At 68.2% G+C, this 17,549-nt stretch carries 20 protein-coding genes; 11 read left to right on the top strand and 9 right to left on the bottom strand.

The window, feature by feature from the left end:
- Positions 1–822 (bottom strand): mycofactocin-coupled SDR family oxidoreductase, encoded by an 822-nt coding sequence (locus tag ABW16_RS07375; protein WP_047318494.1) that lies wholly within the window; start codon positions 820–822, stop codon positions 1–3.
- Entirely contained in the window at positions 819–1,133 is a 315-nt protein-coding gene (locus ABW16_RS07370; protein WP_047318493.1) for a putative quinol monooxygenase, read from the bottom strand. The genes ABW16_RS07375 and ABW16_RS07370 overlap by 4 nt, the downstream gene beginning before the upstream one ends.
- A 132-nt stretch (positions 1,134–1,265) precedes the next feature.
- Here ABW16_RS07370 and ABW16_RS07365 point away from each other — a divergent pair, with 132 nt between their 5' ends.
- On the top strand, positions 1,266–3,824 hold the full coding sequence (locus ABW16_RS07365; protein WP_082133993.1) for an FtsK/SpoIIIE family DNA translocase: 2,559 nt from the start codon (positions 1,266–1,268) through the stop codon (positions 3,822–3,824).
- Positions 3,825–3,833: 9 nt separating this feature from the next.
- Here the strand turns inward: ABW16_RS07365 and ABW16_RS07360 are convergent, their stop codons facing one another.
- The gene (locus tag ABW16_RS07360) at positions 3,834–5,195 is read right to left on the bottom strand and encodes a wax ester/triacylglycerol synthase family O-acyltransferase (protein WP_047318491.1); all 1,362 of its coding nucleotides are present in this window, start codon (positions 5,193–5,195) and stop codon (positions 3,834–3,836) included.
- 183 nt (positions 5,196–5,378) lie between these two features.
- On the opposite strand from ABW16_RS07360, the gene ABW16_RS07355 reads away from it, so the two are divergent.
- Entirely contained in the window at positions 5,379–5,888 is a 510-nt protein-coding gene (locus ABW16_RS07355; protein WP_047318490.1) for a DUF421 domain-containing protein, read from the top strand.
- Here ABW16_RS07355 and ABW16_RS07350 read toward each other — a convergent pair.
- A complete protein-coding gene (locus ABW16_RS07350; protein ID WP_047318489.1) occupies positions 5,885–6,433 on the bottom strand; it encodes an amino-acid N-acetyltransferase in 549 nt (182 codons plus the stop codon). The genes ABW16_RS07355 and ABW16_RS07350 overlap by 4 nt on opposite strands.
- 31 nt (positions 6,434–6,464) lie before the next feature.
- On the opposite strand from ABW16_RS07350, the gene pgsA reads away from it, so the two are divergent.
- From pgsA to pspM, 4 genes are all read left to right on the top strand, one after another.
- A complete protein-coding gene (pgsA, locus tag ABW16_RS07345) occupies positions 6,465–7,061 on the top strand; it encodes a CDP-diacylglycerol--glycerol-3-phosphate 3-phosphatidyltransferase (RefSeq protein WP_047318488.1) in 597 nt (198 codons plus the stop codon).
- Between the two features lie 158 nt (positions 7,062–7,219).
- Positions 7,220–7,570, top strand: a complete 351-nt coding sequence (clgR, locus tag ABW16_RS07340) for a transcriptional regulator ClgR (RefSeq protein ID WP_047318487.1) — start codon at positions 7,220–7,222, stop codon at positions 7,568–7,570.
- A 106-nt stretch (positions 7,571–7,676) separates the two neighbouring features.
- A complete protein-coding gene (gene pspA, locus ABW16_RS07335) occupies positions 7,677–8,501 on the top strand; it encodes a phage shock protein PspA (protein ID WP_047318486.1) in 825 nt (274 codons plus the stop codon).
- A gap of 4 nt (positions 8,502–8,505) precedes the next feature.
- The gene (pspM, locus tag ABW16_RS07330) at positions 8,506–9,342 is read left to right on the top strand and encodes a phage shock envelope stress response protein PspM (RefSeq protein WP_047318485.1); all 837 of its coding nucleotides are present in this window, start codon (positions 8,506–8,508) and stop codon (positions 9,340–9,342) included.
- Here the strand turns inward: pspM and ABW16_RS07325 are convergent.
- Both ABW16_RS07325 and ABW16_RS07320 read right to left on the bottom strand, forming a co-directional pair.
- Positions 9,339–9,761 (bottom strand): DUF5313 domain-containing protein, encoded by a 423-nt coding sequence (locus tag ABW16_RS07325; RefSeq protein WP_047318484.1) that lies wholly within the window; start codon positions 9,759–9,761, stop codon positions 9,339–9,341. The genes pspM and ABW16_RS07325 overlap by 4 nt on opposite strands.
- A 10-nt stretch (positions 9,762–9,771) precedes the next feature.
- The gene (locus ABW16_RS07320) at positions 9,772–10,218 is read right to left on the bottom strand and encodes a limonene-1,2-epoxide hydrolase family protein (protein WP_047318630.1); all 447 of its coding nucleotides are present in this window, start codon (positions 10,216–10,218) and stop codon (positions 9,772–9,774) included.
- A gap of 42 nt (positions 10,219–10,260) precedes the next feature.
- Here ABW16_RS07320 and ABW16_RS07315 point away from each other — a divergent pair, with 42 nt between their 5' ends.
- Together ABW16_RS07315 and ABW16_RS07310 are read left to right on the top strand one after the other, a co-directional pair.
- Positions 10,261–11,433: a glycosyltransferase gene (locus ABW16_RS07315; protein ID WP_047318629.1), complete on the top strand. Its 1,173-nt coding sequence runs from the start codon at positions 10,261–10,263 to the stop codon at positions 11,431–11,433.
- 9 nt (positions 11,434–11,442) lie between these two features.
- Entirely contained in the window at positions 11,443–11,637 is a 195-nt protein-coding gene (locus ABW16_RS07310) for a DUF3046 domain-containing protein (protein ID WP_047318483.1), read from the top strand.
- Here the strand turns inward: ABW16_RS07310 and ABW16_RS07305 are convergent.
- A complete protein-coding gene (locus ABW16_RS07305; RefSeq protein ID WP_047318482.1) occupies positions 11,628–12,278 on the bottom strand; it encodes a TetR/AcrR family transcriptional regulator in 651 nt (216 codons plus the stop codon). The genes ABW16_RS07310 and ABW16_RS07305 overlap by 10 nt on opposite strands.
- Positions 12,279–12,347: 69 nt before the next feature.
- On the opposite strand from ABW16_RS07305, the gene ABW16_RS07300 reads away from it, so the two are divergent.
- From ABW16_RS07300 to recX, 3 genes are all read left to right on the top strand, one after another.
- The gene (locus ABW16_RS07300) at positions 12,348–13,571 is read left to right on the top strand and encodes an oxygenase MpaB family protein (RefSeq protein WP_047318481.1); all 1,224 of its coding nucleotides are present in this window, start codon (positions 12,348–12,350) and stop codon (positions 13,569–13,571) included.
- A gap of 178 nt (positions 13,572–13,749) precedes the next feature.
- Positions 13,750–15,891: an intein-containing recombinase RecA gene (recA, locus tag ABW16_RS07295; RefSeq protein ID WP_047318480.1), complete on the top strand. Its 2,142-nt coding sequence runs from the start codon at positions 13,750–13,752 to the stop codon at positions 15,889–15,891.
- The gene (recX, locus tag ABW16_RS07290) at positions 15,860–16,396 is read left to right on the top strand and encodes a recombination regulator RecX (RefSeq protein ID WP_047318479.1); all 537 of its coding nucleotides are present in this window, start codon (positions 15,860–15,862) and stop codon (positions 16,394–16,396) included. The genes recA and recX overlap by 32 nt, the downstream gene beginning before the upstream one ends.
- A 10-nt stretch (positions 16,397–16,406) precedes the next feature.
- Here recX and ABW16_RS07285 read toward each other — a convergent pair whose 3' ends face one another.
- Both ABW16_RS07285 and ABW16_RS07280 read right to left on the bottom strand, forming a co-directional pair.
- Positions 16,407–16,646, bottom strand: a complete 240-nt coding sequence (locus ABW16_RS07285) for an Rv1893 family protein (protein WP_047318478.1) — start codon at positions 16,644–16,646, stop codon at positions 16,407–16,409.
- Between the two features lie 62 nt (positions 16,647–16,708).
- A complete protein-coding gene (locus ABW16_RS07280; protein ID WP_047318628.1) occupies positions 16,709–17,521 on the bottom strand; it encodes an amino acid ABC transporter permease in 813 nt (270 codons plus the stop codon).
- Positions 17,522–17,549: the final 28 nt, after the last annotated feature.

Below are 17,549 nucleotides of genomic sequence, written 5' to 3'. Positions count from 1 at the left end.
TTACCTCTTGTTGATGAAGCCGGCGTCCACGGGCAAGGTGATGCCGGTGACGTAGCGGGCCGCATCCGATACCAGCCAGGCCACCGCATTGGCGATGTCCTCCGGTTGCAGCACCGCTACCGGCAGCGCATTGCCCATGTCCGGTGGCGTCCCGGTTTCGGCGGTGAGCTGGGCCAGCCACCCTCGGACGTAATCGTTGTTGATCATGGGCGTGTCGACACCCGCCGGGTGCACCGAGTTCACCCGAATGCTGTGCTGCGCCAGCAGGTTCGCGTACACCCGCATCAACCCGACCAGTCCGTGCTTGGCCGCGGCGTAACCGATGGCCCCCGCGTCGTGACTGCCGATGCCGGCCAGGCCCGCGGCCGAACTGATCAGCACGATCGACCCTCCGTCGCCTTGGTCGATCATCGTCGGGATCGCCGCCTCGATGGTGTGGTAGACACCGGTCAGGTTGACGTCGATGACGTCGCGCCAGCCGTCGGCCGCGGCCATCGGGGCGATGCCGGCGTTGGCCACCACGACGTCCACCCGGCCCAGCTCGTCGAGGCCGGCCTGCAGGGCGGCGCCCAGCGCCGCCTGGTCACGCACATCGGCCTGCCGGGCGACGATGCGCGCACCGGTGTCTTCGACCAGCTTGACCGTGGCCGCCAAGTCCTCGGCGTCCGCCAGCGGATAGGGCACGCTGGCGATCTGCCCACACAGGTCGACGGCGATGATGTCGGCGCCATCGGCGGCCAGCCGCAGGGCATGGGCGCGGCCCTGGCCGCGGGCCGCGCCGGTGATCAGCGCGACCTTCCCCTGCAGGGGCCGGGCTGTCACGGTCGCAACTGGCCCTTGGCCGGGTCGCCTGCGGGCACCGGGGCGAGCATCTTGATGTCGGGCGCGCCGACCAGGTGCTCACTGAGGCTGCCGAACAGCGTGCCGATCGCCGGGGCCGTCGAGTGCGCTTTCAGCGCGTCGGCGTCGGCCCACTGCTCCACGAACACGAAAGCGCCGTCGGCTTCGTGCAGGGAGTACAGCTGGCAGCCCGGTTCGTCGTGCACCTCTGCCACCGCCTTGGTGCAGATCTCACGGACGGCCTCGACCGATTCCGGCTTGACGGCGAAGGTGGCGACGACGACCACGGGCATATGCGGCTCCTTGGCTGAAAGGGATTCACCGGCCACCCTACCCAGCCCCCGACCGAATGCGCGGTGAACCGATCGGCCGGGGCCAGTGTGGCTTATGGTGCAGATGGGGTAATTGCGACTAGGCTTGCCGACATGGCTAGTAAGACCGCTACTAGTAGGGCCCCCGCGCGTTCCGGCGCCCGAACGACCAGGGCCAAAGCCGGTCCCAAGGCCGCCAAAGGTGGATCGCGGCCCGCCCGGTCCCGCTCGGCGGCCAAGCCCCGCCGCGCCACCCGGCAGCATTCGGGTCCCGTGGCGCTCGGGATGGCCTGCGGGCGCCTCGCCCGCGCCACCTGGCTGATGGTGGCCAAGGGCGCTGGTAGCGCGGCACGCTCGGTGGGCCGTGCCCACGACATCGACCCCGGCCATCGCCGCGACGGCATCGCATTGGCTTTGCTGGGATTTGCCGTGGTGACCGCCGCCAGTTGCTGGGTGGACGCCGCCCGGCCGCTCGGTGCGTGGGTCGACACCGGCCTGCGCACCGTGATCGGCGGCGCGGTGGTGTTGCTTCCGGTGCTGGCCGCGGCCGGCGCCGTGCTGCTGATGCGCACCGAACCCGCCCCGGAGAACCGGCCCCGGCTGATCCTCGGGTCGGCCATGATCGGGCTGCCGATCCTGGGTCTGTGGCACCTGTGGTCGGGTTCCCCGCAGACCCCCGACGGCCGTCTGCATGGCGCCGGTTTTGTCGGGTTCGCGATCGGTGGGCCACTGGCCGACGGACTCACGGCGTGGATCGCCGCACCGCTGTTGTGCATCGGCGTGCTGTTCGGCGTCCTGTTGCTGACCGGGACCACGCTGCGCGAGGCGCCCGAAACCCTGCGCACCATGTTCCGCGGTGACTACGGCGACGACTACTACGACGATTACGACGACTACGACGATCAGGCGTACTACGACGACGAGCCCTACGAGGACACCGATTTGGGTGCGTCGGCCGGCGGCACCAGCCGGTTCGGAGCCCTCGAGCCAGACGTCACCGACGACACCCCGGACTGGCAGTCGCGCACCCCGCTGGACAACTACCCGCTCGACGAAGAGCCCGCTGCTGCGCCGCCCCCGGTGAAACCCGCGCGCCGCAAGACGTCCAAGGAACCCAAGACGTCCAAACCCACCGACACCACCGTCGTGCTCGACCGGGTGGTGGAGGGCCCCTACACGCTGCCGGCGCTGAGCCTGCTGGTCGCCGGCGACCCACCGAAGACCCGCACCGCCGCCAACGACCAGATGGCCGACGCCATCACCTCGGTGCTGGAGCAGTTCAAGGTCGACGCGGCGGTCACCGGCTGCACCCGCGGTCCCACCGTCACCCGCTACGAGGTGGAGCTGGGTCCCGGGGTGAAGGTCGAGAAGATCACCGCCCTGCAGCGCAATATCGCCTACGCGGTGGCCACCGAGAGCGTGCGGATGCTCGCCCCGATCCCGGGCAAGTCCGCCGTCGGTATCGAGGTGCCCAACACCGACCGCGAACTGGTGCGGCTGGCCGACGTGCTGACCGCGCCGTCCACCCGCGGCGACCACCACCCGCTGGTGATCGGGCTGGGCAAGGACATCGAGGGCGACTTCATCTGTGCCAACCTGTCCAAGATGCCGCACTTGCTGGTGGCCGGCTCCACCGGCTCGGGTAAGTCCAGCTTCGTCAACTCGATGCTGGTGTCGCTGCTGGCGCGGGCCACCCCGGAAGAGGTCAGGATGATCCTGATCGACCCGAAGATGGTGGAACTCACTCCCTACGAAGGTATTCCGCACCTGATCACCCCGATCATCACCGAGCCGAAGAAGGCCGCGGCCGCGCTGGCCTGGCTGGTCGAGGAGATGGAGCAGCGTTACCAGGACATGAAGGCGTCCCGGGTGCGCCACATCAACGACTTCAACGCCAAGGTGCGCTCAGGGGAGATCACCACACCGCTGGGCAGCGAACGGGTCTACCGGCCCTACCCCTACATCCTGGCGGTCGTCGACGAGCTCGCCGACCTGATGATGACCGCCCCCCGCGACGTCGAAGACGCGATCGTGCGGATCACCCAGAAGGCCCGCGCCGCCGGCATCCACCTGGTGCTGGCCACCCAGCGGCCGTCGGTGGACGTCGTCACCGGCCTGATCAAGACCAACGTGCCGTCCCGGCTGGCGTTCGCCACCTCGTCGCTGACCGATTCCCGAGTCATCCTGGACCAGCCGGGCGCGGAGAAGCTGATCGGCATGGGCGACGGCCTGTTCCTGCCGATGGGCGCCAACAAGCCGATCCGGCTGCAGGGTGCCTTCATCTCCGACGAGGAGATCCAGGCCGTCGTCAGCGCCTGCAAGGACCAGGCCGAACCCGAGTACACCGAGGGCGTCACCGCCGTGAAGCCCAGTGGTGACCGCGCCGACGTCGACCCCGACATCGGCGACGACATGGAGGTCTTCCTGCAGGCCGTCGAGCTGGTGGTGTCCAGCCAGTTCGGCTCCACCTCGATGCTGCAGCGCAAGCTGCGGGTGGGCTTCGCCAAGGCCGGGCGGCTGATGGACCTGATGGAGACCCGCAGCATCGTCGGCCCCTCCGAGGGCTCCAAAGCCCGGCAGGTGCTGGTCAAACCGGATGAGCTGGCGGCGACGCTGATGGCCATCCGCGGTGGCGGCTCACCCGACGACGATGGCGGCGACGACGAGTTCTAGGCGGGCCGGCTAGGCACTGTGCACCAGGGTGAGCCCATGCCAGTCGCGCAGCGGCTTGCGGCGTTTGCTGCGCGCCACCAGCCGGGCCACCGCGGATTCCAGCCCGCGGGCCAGTTCGTCGACACCGGCGAACTCGAAGTCGGCCAGCACCCCGATGAAGAGGTTCCCGGCGTAACTGAGGATCGACACGCCGGTGCGAAGCTGCATCGCGATCGGTGGCACCGGCAGCACTTGAACCACGTCGCAGCCCATGATCTGCAACGGCTCCACCGGGCCGGGGACACTGGTCGCCAACGCCACGACGCCGCGCTGGGGGAACCGGCCGAGCAACCGCGCCGCCCAGGACGACAACGAGACAGGGAAGAGCCCGGCCGCCGACATGACCGCGCGTCCGGCGTAGCGCTGCCCGCCGACCTTGGCCTGCGACAGTCGGTAGCGTACGGTCAGCAGCCGCTGAACCGGGTTCGACTCCTCGATCGGCAGACTCGGCAACAGCAACGAAACCCGGTTATCGGGCTCGGGTGCTTCCGCAGACCTCATCGATACCGGCACCAGGGTGCGCAGCGAATCGGGTTGGGGCACTTCACCGCGCCGGATCATGAAGTCGCGGTAGCTGTCGGTCAGAGCCGCCAACACCACGTCGTTGACGGTCACGCCGAAACGCTGGCAGATCTGCTGGACATCGTCGAGCGAGACCCGCGCGGCGCTATAGCGGCGCCGGCTGGTGATCGGCCCGTTCGGTGACGACGCGGCCGGTTGCAGCACACCGGCCGCGAGCTCAACGACGCCGCGCAGGTTGTAGAGCCAATGCACCGGGTTGAGGTCCAGCAGCGGTCGGCCGTGCGCCGGTCGCGCCGCATCGTGCGGCGCTCCGGCGGCCGGTGCACGGTGGTGAGTGACGCCGTTGTCCGATAGGCCGGTGAGCATGTGTGCGGTGGCGCTGGCGTCGGCAATGCAGTGGTGGACCTTCATCAGCAGCGCCCAGCGGTCACCGCTGAGCCCGCCGATCACCCAGATCTCCCACAGCGGACGGTCGCGGTCCAGCCGCCAGGACATCACGTCGGCGACCACCCCGTGTAGCTCGGCGTCCCCGCCTGGAGTCGGCACCGCGACCCGACCGATGTGGTGGGCGATGTCGAAGTGGGGGTCGTCCACCCATTCCGGTGCGCCCAGATCCAAGGCATGGCGCACCAGCCGCTGCCCGAACCGGGGGCACCCGCGCAGACGCTCGGCCAGTGTCGCCACCAGCTCGGAGTGTTCCGGCAGCGGCCCGTCCAACACCGCCAGTGTTCCGGTGGCCATGCTGACGTTGTGGTCGGAATCCTCAACGCCCAGGAAGCCGGCGTCCAAGGGGGTCAGGTGCTCGGCCATGGCTACCTCCAGTTATCTGCAACTGTCAGTATCACTATCGCTTGTCCGGGCGGTGCCGCGGCAGGGCCGGAAGTCCCCAGCTGGGCGCGCTCGACGTGCGCGGGACACGGACTGGACACGGACCGGCCACACACCAGACACCGGTGGTTTTCCCGGGCCGGGTTGTGCGCGTAATCTCGCCACGTGGATTGGGCACGACTTTTCTCTTTCGACACACCTCCGTCGGAGATCTTTATCCGCGGAACTGTCATCTACATCGCGATTTACGCATTGCTGCGGGTGGTATTGAAACGTGAGGCGGGCACCAACGGCATCACCGATCTGATCGTTGTGGTGCTGATCGCCGACGCGGCGCAGAACGGCATGGCCGGCGGCTACCGATCGATCAGCGACGGCATCCTGCTCGTCGGGGTGATCATCGGCTGGTCTTACCTGCTGAACTGGATGGCGCACCGCTGGCCGTCGGTGGCGAGGCTGCTGCGGCCGGGGCCGTTGCTGGTGATCTACGAGGGCGCGTTCCTCTACGCCAATATGCGCAAAGAGATGATCACCGAGGAGCAGGTTCGCGAGCAGGCTCGCAAACAGGGGATTGCGGACCTTTCCGTCGTCCGTGAGGGCCGGATGGAATCCGACGGGCAGTTCAGCTTTCTCGTCGGCGCGACACGCCGGATCCGCGACATGGTCGCCGACTAAAGGATCAGCAACATCCGGGTGTTGCCCAGGGTGTTCGGCTTGACATAGCTCAGGTCCAGGAACTCGGCCACGCCCACGTCGTAGGAGCGTTGCATCTCCTCGAACACCTCGGCAGTCACCGGCGTTCCGTCGATCTCGGTGAAGCCGTGCCGGGCGAAGAACTCGGTCTCGAAGGTCAGCACGAACAGCCGCTGCAACTCGAGCTCGCGGGCGACCTGCAGCAGGCGGTCGACGATGGCGTGTCCGATACCGCGACCGGTCAGGGTCGGGTCCACCGCGATCGTGCGTACCTCGCCGAGGTCCGACCACAACACGTGCAGGGCACCGCAGCCCACCACCTGCCGATCGGCGTCTTCTGCCACCCAGAATTCCTGGACCGCCTCATACAGCGTGACCAGGTTCTTTTCCAACAGGATCTTGCCGGCGTAGATGTCCACCAACTTCTTGATCGCCGGAACATCCGAGGTGCGCGCGCGCCGAACCAGGGGCTGCCCCGCCGGTCGATCCGCCGCAAGATTCACAGCTGCACAGTATCGGTTTCTCATTTCGGGCTGGGCAACAGATAGTCTGACTGCCGTGTCGGGGCAGCCTAAAACCGGTCCAACGGTGACGCATGTCCCGGTGGTCAATCTTGCGAACGCGTTGACCGTCCTGCGGTTGGGACTTGTTCCGGTCTTCTTGCTGGCGCTGTTCGCCGAGGACGGCCACGATCCGAAGACCCGTATCGCGGCGTTCGTCATCTTTGCCGTTGCCATCATCACCGACCGGCTGGACGGCACTCTGGCGCGCAACTACGGCATGGTCACCGAGTTCGGCACGCTGGCCGACCCGATCGCCGACAAGGCGCTGATCGGCGCAGCGCTGATCGGTCTGTCGATGCTGGGCGACCTGTGGTGGTGGGTGACGGTGCTGATTCTGGTCCGGGAGATCGGGATCACCCTGCTGAGATTCGCCGTGCTGCACCGTGGCGTGATCCCAGCCAGCCGCGGCGGCAAGCTCAAGACACTGGTGCAGGCCATCGGTATCGGGCTGCTCATCTTGCCGATGGAAGGCCCCTGGCTGGTGACCGCCTGGACGGTGATGGCCGCGGCGGTGATCCTGACGGTGCTGACCGGCGTGGACTACGTGGTTTCGGCGGTCACTGACCTGCGCAGCGGATCGGGCGCAAGCTGACCCGAATGAAACCGGCGGTTCAGCGAGGCTCGACGGAGGATAGGCGAAGCTGGGACCGCCGAATGAAACCACCGTTTCGGGAACCCTTACGGGCGTAGCGCGCGTTGACCTTGGTGACTGTCAGATTTCCAGGGTTGACCCTTAAGGGGGAGTGCACGATGACGACATTGCTGCGGGAGTCGGTCGGCGAGGTGCTGCGCCAAGCCCGGACTGCCCAGGGCCGCACGCTGCGTGAGGTGTCGGACTCGGCGCGGGTCAGCCTCGGCTACCTCTCCGAGGTCGAACGGGGCCGCAAGGAAGCGTCCAGTGAGCTGCTCAACGCGATCTGCGCGGCGTTGCGGATCCCGTTGTCGACGGTGCTCTTCGACGCGGGAACCCGGCTTGCTCAGGCGGAGCGGGCCGAACTGAGTGCGCGGTCCGCCCGCAGCGGCGCAGTGACCCGCATCGATGCCGGCACCAAGGTGGTGATCCCGCCGATTCGTACGCTGGCATCGGTGGCCTCGGCGTGACGCGCCCGGCCTGAACACCCACCCGAGCACCGTTGACCCGATAAATTGATCACCGGTACCGGCGGTAGTGCGACAACACTGGAAAACAAGCAGACGGAGCTGACTGATGGCCAACCCGTTCGTCAAGGCGTGGAAGTACCTGATGGCGCTGTTCAACTCGAAGATCGACGAGCACGCCGATCCCAAGGTGCAGATCCAGCAGGCGATCGAAGAGGCGCAGCGCCAGCACCAGGCGCTGACCCAGCAGGCCGCGCAGGTGATCGGCAACCAGCGGCAGTTGGAGATGCGGCTGAACCGGCAACTGGCCGACATCGAGAAGCTTCAGGTCAACGTGCGCCAGGCCCTGACCTTGGCCGACCAGGCCACGGCCGCCGGGGACGCCGCGAAAGCCACCGAGTACACCAACGCCGCGGAGGCGTTCGCGGCCCAGCTGGTCACCGCCGAACAGAGCGTCGAAGACCTCAAGGCGCTGCACGACCAGGCGCTGTCGGCGGCGATGCAGGCCAAGAAGGCCGTCGAGCAGAACGCCATGGTGTTGCAGCAGAAGATCGCCGAGCGCACCAAACTGCTCAGCCAACTCGAGCAGGCCAAGATGCAGGAGCAGGTCAGCGCCTCACTGCGCTCGATGAGCGAGATCGCCGCTCCCGGAACCACTCCCAGCCTCGACGAGGTGCGTGACAAGATCGAACGGCGCTACGCCAACGCGATCGGAGCGGCCGAGCTGGCGCAGGGTTCGGTGCAGGGCCGGATGCTCGAGGTCGAGCAGGCCGGTGTGCAGATGGCCGGCCACTCCCGGCTGGAGCAGATCCGGGCGTCCATGAGGGGCGAGTCGCTGCCCGCGGGTGGAGCCGCCACCGCCCCCGGCCAGGCCACCCCGGCCACTCCGCAGTCCGGCGCCAATCCCACTCCCGAGAACCCGCTGGGACGCTAGTCAGGTGGCCGCCGTGCTCCGAGGCAGCGCTCGGCACCCACTGCTGCAGCGCGCCGTAGACCGTGCCAGCGAGGCTGCCGACATCCTCGCCGACAAGCTGGGTGCGATCGCCGACCCGCGGGCCAGGATGCTGCGCAAGCGCCGGTGGGCGCTGCGGCTGGGCCTGTTCTTCGGTGCCACCTGCGGATTCTGGACGCTGGTGACGGCCGTGCTGGCATCGTGGTCGACGCCGGTGTGGGTGCTGCTGATCACCGGGCTGGTGGCCGCGGGGGCGGCGGCGCCGGCGACGCTGTTGTTGCTGCGCTACCGCTGGCTGCGTGCGGTGCCGTTGCCGGCCGTGCGGTCCACCGCCGCGCGGCGCCTGCCGCCGCCCGGCTCGGCGGCACGACCGGCGATGTACGCCCTGGGCGCCTCCGAGCGCGGGATGATCTCGCTGCTGGGCGTGCTCGAGCGCGGCCGGCTGCTGCCCGCCGACGAGATCACCGAACTGACGGCCGCGGTCAACCGCGCCGCGTCGACCATGGCCGCCACCGCGGCTGAGGTGGTGTCCATGGAGCGCGCCGTGCAGCACAGCGCCCAGTCACGTCAGTACCTGGTGCCGACCATTAACGCGTTCACCGCTCAGCTCAGTGCCGGTGTTCGCCAGTACAACGAGATGGTCACCGCCGCAGCGCAATTGGTGGCCTCGGCCAACGACGGCGCGTCGACGTCTACCGGCGATCCGGCGAACTCTCCGATGTCGCAGCGGCGCTACCGTGAGGAGCTGGTCGGCGCGACCGAGAAGATGCTGGGCTGGGCGCAGGCATTCGACGAACTGGCTGAGTTGCCGCGGGTCGTCTAGATGTCGTCGCTGCGCTGATCGACCGATTCCGGCCGCGGACCGTAGCGTTCGACGTAGGACCGGTGAATGTGGGCGTCGCGCTGGCGCTTGCGTGCGTTGGCCAGCTCCGGGTCCAGGCCGTGCATCCGCAGCATGTGCGTGCGCCATACCTTGTTGAGCGCGTGCGCGAACAGAATCACCATGAACCAGATCGGAAACGTCATGCTGAAACGCGTCATGAAGTCTGTCGGAAAGAACCAGAACGGGATCAGGATGAGCGTCGTCGGCACGGCGGCGCGCAGGATCATCCGGACCGTGGCACCCGGGCCGGCCAGGTCGTTGCGGACCCAGTCCAGCAGCTCTGGGGGCAACGGGCGTCCGTAGCAGTACCGGAAGTATTGGATCGGAGTAGGGCGCTGAGGTTTGGGACTTTGACGCACAGCGGTGACTTTAGAACGTCGGTCGCAGCGCCGGGAACACGGTGGCAGCCACCGCCCGCAGCGTCGCCTTGAACATGTCGAAGAAGTCGAAGTAGTCGCGCCACAACGTGATACGACCGTGGTGCACCTCGAAGACCCCGCACACCCAGAACTGCAGCCGCAGCGGTCCCAGCGTCAGCGCGTCGGTGCGCTCGGTGAGCACCGCCGATCCGTCGGCGGCGATGCGGTGGATCTTCACGTCGAAGGCCGCCCGGCCGGCCATCCGTCCAAAAACCCCGATCGTGGCGCTGCGACCGTAGATGGTCGGCAGCCCGACGTTCTGATACACCACGTCCTCGGCGAGTGCCGCGGCCGCGGTGTCGAGATCGTCGTCGCGCAGGGCGTCGAGGAAGGTCTCTACGGTGCGGATGTTGGCGGCAGCCTCGACAGCGCTGGGCTGGCCAGTCAGTTCGGTCATGCCTGCCACCCTAGGCCTGTGGGGCTGTGGCACGGTAGGCCGATGCGAGTCGTAGTGGTAGCCGGCCCAGATCCCGGTCACGCGTTCCCGGCGATCGCGCTGTGCAAGCGCTTCGTGGCGGCCGGGGACACGCCGACACTGCTGACCGGGGTGCAGTGGCTCGACACCGCGCGGGCCGCCGGGGTGGACGCCGCGGAGCTGCTGGGACTCGATCCCACCGCGGCCGATGACGACGCGGACGACGGGGCAAAGCTGCATCACCGCGCGGCGCGGATGGCGGTGGAGAACCGCGATCAGGTGCGGGCTCTGGCGCCGGACCTGGTGGTCTCCGACGTCATCACGGCCTGTGGGGGAATGGCCGCCGAGCTGCTCGGCATCCGGTGGGTCGAACTCAGCCCGCACCCGCTGTACCTGCCGTCGAAGGGACTGCCGCCGATCGGCAGCGGGCTGGCGCCGGGAACCGGGGTGCGCGGCCGGCTGCGGGATGCGGTGATGCGCTCGCTGACGGCACGCTCGGTGCGCAGCGGTCTGCGCCAGCGCGCCGAGGCGCGGGTGGGTATCGGCCTGCCGGGTCACGACCCCGGGCCGCTGCGGCGCCTGATCGCCACCCTGCCCGCACTCGAGGTGCCGCGGCCGGACTGGCCCGCGGAGGCCGTCGTCGTCGGGCCGCTGCACTTCGAGCCCACCGAGCAGGTGCTGGCCGTGCCGCCGGGTTCCGGCCCGCTGGTGGTGGTGGCGCCCTCCACCGCATCGACCGGGGCCGCCGGGCTGGCCGAGCTCGCCCTGGAGCATCTGGTGCCCGGTGCCGGACTGCCCGACGGCGCCCGGCTGGCGGTGTCGCGCCTGGGTGGCCCGCCGCTGGAGCTGCCGTCGTGGGCCGTCGCCGGCCTGGGTCGCCAGGACGAACTGTTGACGCACGCCGATGTGGTGGTCTGCGGCGGCGGGCACGGGATGGTGGCCAAGACGCTGCTGAGCGGGGTGCCGCTGGTGGTGGTGCCCGGTGGCGGCGATCAGTGGGAGATCGCCAATCGTGTGGTGCGCCAGGGCAGTGGGCGGCTGATCCGGCCGTTGACCGGGCCGGCCCTGGCCGAGGCGGTGGGCGCCGTCTTGGCGTCGCCGAGCTACCGCGACGCTGCGCGGCGGGCCGCAAGCACTGCCACCGACGTCGCGGATCCGGTACGGGTGTGCCACGACGCACTGTCGGGCACTGGGTAGGTTGGGTGAGTGCGCCTGACCGAATTCCACGAACGGGTCACGGCGCGTTTCGGTGCCGCTTACGGCACCTCGGTGCTGGCAGACCACGTGCTGGCCGCGGTGGGCGGACGCACCGCGGCGCAGGCCATCGAGGACGGTGTGGAGCCGCGTGATGTCTGGTGGGCGCTGTGTTCCGACTTCGACGTGCCGCGCGATCAGTGGTGAGGCTGATCGCTGCGCGCCACGATGCTGCGGACCAGGGCGACGGACAGGTCTGAGCAGACCGCGGCCAGTTCGGTCGTGCTCTCGACCGGGTTCGCGAGCCAGGTTTCGATGATCTGGTTGACGCCGCCGACGATGAACAGCGCACCGCGGCGTAACTCCTCGGGCGCGAGGTCCTGACCGTCGAGAACTCCCGGGGCATGTTCGACGATGGCGTCGGTGATCATGTCGAGGATGCCCGCACGATGCTCGTTGAGCCCCGGGATCGCGGACAGGTCGCTGGTGGCGATGCGGTGGATGCAGGGGTCGGCGGCGATGAGGTCGAGAAAGGCCGTCAGCGCGGAACGGAGTTTGTCCGAGAGCGTGCCGGGGTCGCCGACGCCGGCGGTGACCATCGCTTCGAGCAGCTGGTCGCGGACGTCGTCGGAGACCGCAAAGAACAGCGCGTCCCGGCTGGGAAACTGCTCGTAGAAATAGCGCGGGGTGAGCCCCGCGGCCGTGCACACGCCGCGGACCGTGACCTCGCCGATGCCCGATTCGCCCCAGATCTGGCGGCCGGCAGCCAGCAGCTTGCTACGGCGCTCGGCGCGGCGGTCCACCGCGCTGATGCCGCCGTAGTCACGCACCACCTCAGGGCGTTTCATTGACATCACCCTACTCGCGGCCCTAAATTCGGAATACGGATGTTATCCAAAATAGCTGGAGGCCGCCCGATGAACGCACCCGCACCGGTCATCCCTACCCGCCATCCGGTGAGCCCGGGCCCGATTCCGTCCGGTATTCGGATGATCGCGACGGCGATGGGTATCGCCAAGCCCACCGCCGAGCAGTGGGATCGGATCGGTGCTGCGCTGACCGTCGGCGACGAGCCGATGGCGCGGCTGGTCGAGTGGATGTCGAGTGCCGGCACCAACGAGACCCGCCCGATCTTCGAGCGGATACTTGCCCACGGCCTGGCCGCCGTGCCGGACGCGCCCGAGCCGCTGCGGGAGTTCTTCGGCGAGTTCGAGCCGATCCCGGACTGGGCGGATCTGGACCGGGTGCGACGCGGCCAGCGGGTGCTGTGCCGGGGCGGCGCCGACGGCACCTACATCGCGCGGGACGTCTCGTTCCTGGGCGGCTACCAGTTCTCCTCGTTCAACCAGACCCTGCTGCGCACCGGTGTGCTGGAGAAGGGCTCGAACAAGCGATTCGCCGAGACCCTGCAATGGGCACTGGACATCACCGCCGAAGGGGGCCTGGACCCGCTCGGCGTGGGCTATCAGGCCACCATCCGGGTGCGTCTGATCCACGAGTACGTCCGCCGGCACGTGGCCGCGCTGCCGGACTGGCGCGCTGACGAATGGGGCCTGCCGGTCAACCAGACCGACATGGCCGCCACCCTGGTGGGAGCCCTGATCGCGCCACCCATCGGCGGGGTGGGATTCGGACTGCTGCTGTCTCGGCGCGACTGTGACGACATCGCGCATATGGCCCGCTATGTCGGCTGGCTGATGGGGCTTCAAGACGAGTGGCTGCCCCGCAACTTCCGGGACGGGGTGCGCATCCTCTACCACACCCTCGGTGCGCTCTCGAGGCCCGACGAGACCACCAGGCAGCTGGCGGTGCCGATGGCCGACGACCCGCTGGCCTGGCATTACCGCCGATTGCCCGGATTGCGTCGGCGCATCGCGCGAGCTCAGCATCTGTCGGTGACGAGCGGCTTTCTGGGGCCGCGGACGATGCGCGAGCTGGGTCTGCCGCCCTACGTGCCGCCGTGGTACCAGTTGGTGCGTATACCGGTCAACCTGGTCCGCAGCGCGGCCCTGCTGCTGCCGGGTGGGGCGCGGCGCGCGGCCGTTCGCGGCCGGCGCGAGCAGGAGGCGTTCATGCGCACCATGATGGGTGCCGACGACACCACCATCGGGGCTTCCGCGCACGTCATGGCGGTGGCCTAACCTCGCGTGGAAAGTCGGCACGCCGACACGCCGCGTGTCTGACTTGATTCGAACATTCGTTCGCCTACTGTGGAGGCAGTTCGTTCGGCCTGGCGGGTTTGTCAGACCCCGTCGCTAGCGTCACGGCCAACCGACCGAGAACCGGTCAACCGAACTACCGAACCACAGGAGAGGCATCATGGCGCAAGCGCCCGATCGCGAAAAAGCACTCGAACTGGCGATGGCCCAGATCGACAAGAACTTCGGCAAAGGCTCGGTGATGCGCCTCGGGGACGAGGTGCGTCAGCCGATCTCGGTCATCCCGACCGGCTCGATCGCCCTGGACGTGGCGCTGGGCATCGGCGGCCTGCCCCGGGGCCGGGTCGTCGAGATCTACGGCCCGGAGTCCTCCGGCAAGACCACCGTGGCGCTGCACGCGGTGGCCAACGCCCAGGCGGCCGGCGGGATCGCGGCGTTCATCGACGCCGAGCACGCACTGGATCCCGAATACGCCAAGAAGCTCGGCGTGGACACCGATTCGCTGCTGGTGTCCCAGCCCGACACCGGCGAGCAGGCGCTGGAGATCGCCGACACGCTGATCCGCTCCGGCGCGCTGGACATCCTGGTCATCGACTCGGTGGCCGCCCTGGTGCCGCGCGCGGAGATCGAAGGCGAGATGGGGGACAGCCACGTCGGCCTGCAGGCCCGGCTGATGAGCCAGGCGCTGCGCAAGATGACCGGCGCGCTGAACAATTCGGGCACCACCGCCATCTTCATCAACCAGCTGCGGGAGAAGATCGGGGTGATGTTCGGGTGCATGAACTACAGCACCCGCGTGACTCTCGCCGACGGAACGACAGAGAAGATCGGCAAGATCGTCAACAACAAGATGGACGTCGAGGTGCTGTCCTACGACCCCGACACCGATCGCGTGGTTCCGCACAAGGTGGTCAACTGGTTCGACAACGGACCCACCGAGCAGTTCTTGCAGTTCACGGTTGAGAAGTCCGGCGGGAACGGCAAATCGCAGTTCGCCGCGACGTCCAACCACCTCATTCGCACTCCGGGGGGCTGGACCGAAGCCGGTGAGATCATCGCCGGCGACCGGGTTCTGACCGCGGAACCGCACCTGCTCAGCGACCAGCAATTCCAGGTTGTGCTTGGTTCGCTGATGGGCGATGGGAACCTCTCGCCCAATCGACGCGACCGCAACGGCGTCCGGTTCCGGCTGGGGCACGGCGCCAAGCAGATCGAGTACCTGCAGTGGAAGACCGCGCTGATGGGCAACATCGGCCACTCGGTGCGGGAGAACGCCAAGGGGGCGACTTTCGTCGACTTCAAGCCACTGCCCGAGCTGGGGGAATTACAGCGCGCGGTGTATCTCGGGGACGGCAAGAAGTTCCTCTCCGAGGACTATCTCAAGGCGCTCACTCCGCTGGCGCTGGCCATCTGGTATATGGACGACGGTTCATTCTCCCTGCGTTCCAAGGGATTGCAGGAACGCGCCGCCGGCGGCAGCGGGCGCATCGAGATCTGCGTCGAGGCGATGACGGAAGGCACCCGGACCCGGTTGTGCGACTATCTGCGCGACACCCATGGCCTGGATGTGCGCCTGCGTTCGTCGGGCTCGGCAGGTAAAGCGGTGCTGGTGTTCTCGACTGCGGCGACCACCCAGTTCCAGGAGATGGTGGCGCCTTACATGGCCCCGTCGATGGAGTACAAGCTGTTGCCGCGATTCCGGGGTCAAAGTGCCGTGACACCGCAGTTCATCGAGCCCACCCAACGGCTGGTGCCGTCTCGGGTGCTGGATGTGCACGTCAAACCGCCCACTCGCTCGATGCACCGCTTCGACATCGAAGTGGAGGGCAATCACAATTACTTCGTCGACGGGGTGATGGTGCACAACTCGCCCGAAACCACCACGGGTGGAAAGGCTTTGAAGTTCTACGCCTCGGTGCGCCTGGATGTTCGGCGGATCGAGACCCTCAAGGACGGCACCGACGCGGTCGGCAACCGCACCCGGGTCAAGGTGGTCAAGAACAAGGTCTCGCCGCCGTTCAAGCAGGCTGAGTTCGACATCCTCTACGGCCGGGGCATCAGCCGTGAGGGCTCACTGATCGACATGGGTGTGGACCAGGGCTTCATCCGTAAGTCCGGCTCCTGGTTCACCTACGACGGCGAACAGCTGGGGCAGGGCAAGGAGAACGCCCGCAACTACCTGCTGACCAACGTCGACGTGGCCAACGAGATCGAGAAGAAGATCAAGGAGAAGCTCGGTATCGGCGCCGTGCTGACCGATGAGCTGGCCGATGAAGTCCTGCCCGCCCCCGTCGACTTCTGAGCCGGTCGAGGCAGCAGGGCCCAAACGCGAGGAGCAGGCGAAGTCACTGTGCCTTCGCCTGCTCACCGCCCGGGCCCGCACCCGCGCCGAGCTCGCCGGCCAGCTGGCCCAGCGCGGCTACCCCGACGACGTCAGTGACCGGGTGCTGGACCGGCTGGCCACCGCCGGCTTGATCGATGACGCCGATTTCGCCGAACAATGGGTGCGGTCCCGGCGCGAGCACGCGGGCAAAGGGCGCAAGGCGCTGGCCGCCGAGCTGCGCACCAAAGGCGTCGACGAGGACGTGATCGCCGGAGCGCTGGAGAGTATCGACGCCGCCGCCGAGCGTGACCGGGCCGAGCAACTGGTGCATGCCAAGCTTCGCCGGGAGACGCTCGGCGACGACGACGTGAAGATCACCCGCCGGCTGGTGGCTATGCTCGCCCGGCGCGGTTACAGCCCGTCGATGTCCTATGACGTGGTCAGCACCGAATTGGCCGCTGAACGAGAACGTCGCCGGGTGTGAGGGGTCTCCGCTAGGCGTCTTCCTCGGCCTCGGCTGCTTCGGCCTCGTCCTTGCCGGTGAAGGCTTCCCGGGTCCGCTCCACGGCGTGCGTGGCGATCTCCATGGAGTCCGCGACGATCGCGTTGACGCCGCCGGAGACGTCGCCGCGAATGATGTCGCTGGCGTCCTCGACGATGTCCGAGGCCTTCTCTACGGCGTGAGCGGCGATGTCGCGTGCGGCGTTGAATGCGTCCTTGGGGGTGATGGCCATCCGAGTCTCCTGTCGTAGCTGTCGAGTCTGACTCTAGACGCCGGGCACCGTGCGCGCAGTGTCTAAACGACCCGGGCGCCGGGGGTGCCCTCCGGCTCGATTGTGGCCGCCTCCAAGGCGGAGTGGCGGGCCCGGCGCAGCCGGCGCTCCAGCCCGTTGGCACCGGCCGACAGCACCAGGTTTCCGCTGATCATCAGTGCCGCGATCACCAGCAGTGCGGGCAGGTAATTGCTGTACTGGGAGCCGACGACGGTGCCTTGGCGCACCATCTCGACAAACGTGATCTGGTAACCGATGGCGGTGTCCTTGAGCACCACCACCAGTTGCGAGACCAGCACCGGCAGCATTGCGGTGACGGCCTGCGGCAGCAGGACCAGCCGCATCGACTGGCCCCAGCCCAGCCCCAGTGCGGCGGCCGCCTCGCCCTGCCCGCCGGGCAGGGCGTTCACTCCGGCTCGCACGATCTCGGCGATGACGGCTCCGTTGTAGAGGGTCAGGCCGGTGACCACCCCGGCCAGTGCGATCTGCTGCGGCGGGAATGCGTTGAGCAGGCCATAGACGAAGTAGGCGAAGATCATCATGATCAGCACGGGAATCGCCCGGAAGAATTCCACCACCACCGCACAACTCCAGCGAACCGGCCTGGCCTGCGACAGCCGGCCGACTCCGAGGCCGACCCCGAGGATCAGCGCGAGACCGATGGACCAGGCCGCCGCGGTCAGCGTGCCCACCACCCCGGGCAGCACATAGGTCCGCCACAGGTCCGCGGTCAGAAACGGCGTCCACTTCTCCGCGGCCAGTTGGCCTTTGGCTGACATCCGCGAGTACAGCACCCAGCCCAGCAGTCCGGCCGCCAGGACCGTCGCCACTGACATGGCGCGGTAGCGGGCGCGGGCCCGCGGC

The sequence above is a fragment of the Mycolicibacter heraklionensis genome (assembly GCF_001021505.1).
Taxonomy (GTDB): domain Bacteria; phylum Actinomycetota; class Actinomycetes; order Mycobacteriales; family Mycobacteriaceae; genus Mycobacterium; species Mycobacterium heraklionense.
This window is presented reverse-complemented; position numbering and strand designations above follow the sequence as displayed.

Bases quoted from the DNA above. Each gene is read 5' to 3' on its own strand.
- clgR (WP_047318487.1), top strand. From the start codon at position 7,220: ATGACGACATTGCTGCGGGAGTCGGTCGGCGAGGTGCTGCGCCAAGCC.
- ABW16_RS07300 (WP_047318481.1), top strand. From the start codon at position 12,348: ATGAACGCACCCGCACCGGTCATCCCTACCCGCCATCCGGTGAGCCCG.
- ABW16_RS07320 (WP_047318630.1), bottom strand. From the start codon at position 10,218: ATGACCGAACTGACTGGCCAGCCCAGCGCTGTCGAGGCTGCCGCCAAC.
- ABW16_RS07305 (WP_047318482.1), bottom strand. From the start codon at position 12,278: ATGAAACGCCCTGAGGTGGTGCGTGACTACGGCGGCATCAGCGCGGTG.
- recX (WP_047318479.1), top strand. From the start codon at position 15,860: ATGAAGTCCTGCCCGCCCCCGTCGACTTCTGAGCCGGTCGAGGCAGCA.
- pspA (WP_047318486.1), top strand. From the start codon at position 7,677: ATGGCCAACCCGTTCGTCAAGGCGTGGAAGTACCTGATGGCGCTGTTC.
- ABW16_RS07370 (WP_047318493.1), bottom strand. From the start codon at position 1,133: ATGCCCGTGGTCGTCGTCGCCACCTTCGCCGTCAAGCCGGAATCGGTC.
- ABW16_RS07365 (WP_082133993.1), top strand. From the start codon at position 1,266: ATGGCTAGTAAGACCGCTACTAGTAGGGCCCCCGCGCGTTCCGGCGCC.
- ABW16_RS07360 (WP_047318491.1), bottom strand. From the start codon at position 5,195: ATGGCCGAGCACCTGACCCCCTTGGACGCCGGCTTCCTGGGCGTTGAG.
- recA (WP_047318480.1), top strand. From the start codon at position 13,750: ATGGCGCAAGCGCCCGATCGCGAAAAAGCACTCGAACTGGCGATGGCC.
- ABW16_RS07285 (WP_047318478.1), bottom strand. From the start codon at position 16,646: ATGGCCATCACCCCCAAGGACGCATTCAACGCCGCACGCGACATCGCC.
- ABW16_RS07280 (WP_047318628.1), bottom strand. From the start codon at position 17,521: ATGTCAGTGGCGACGGTCCTGGCGGCCGGACTGCTGGGCTGGGTGCTG.
- ABW16_RS07350 (WP_047318489.1), bottom strand. From the start codon at position 6,433: ATGAGAAACCGATACTGTGCAGCTGTGAATCTTGCGGCGGATCGACCG.
- ABW16_RS07315 (WP_047318629.1), top strand. From the start codon at position 10,261: ATGCGAGTCGTAGTGGTAGCCGGCCCAGATCCCGGTCACGCGTTCCCG.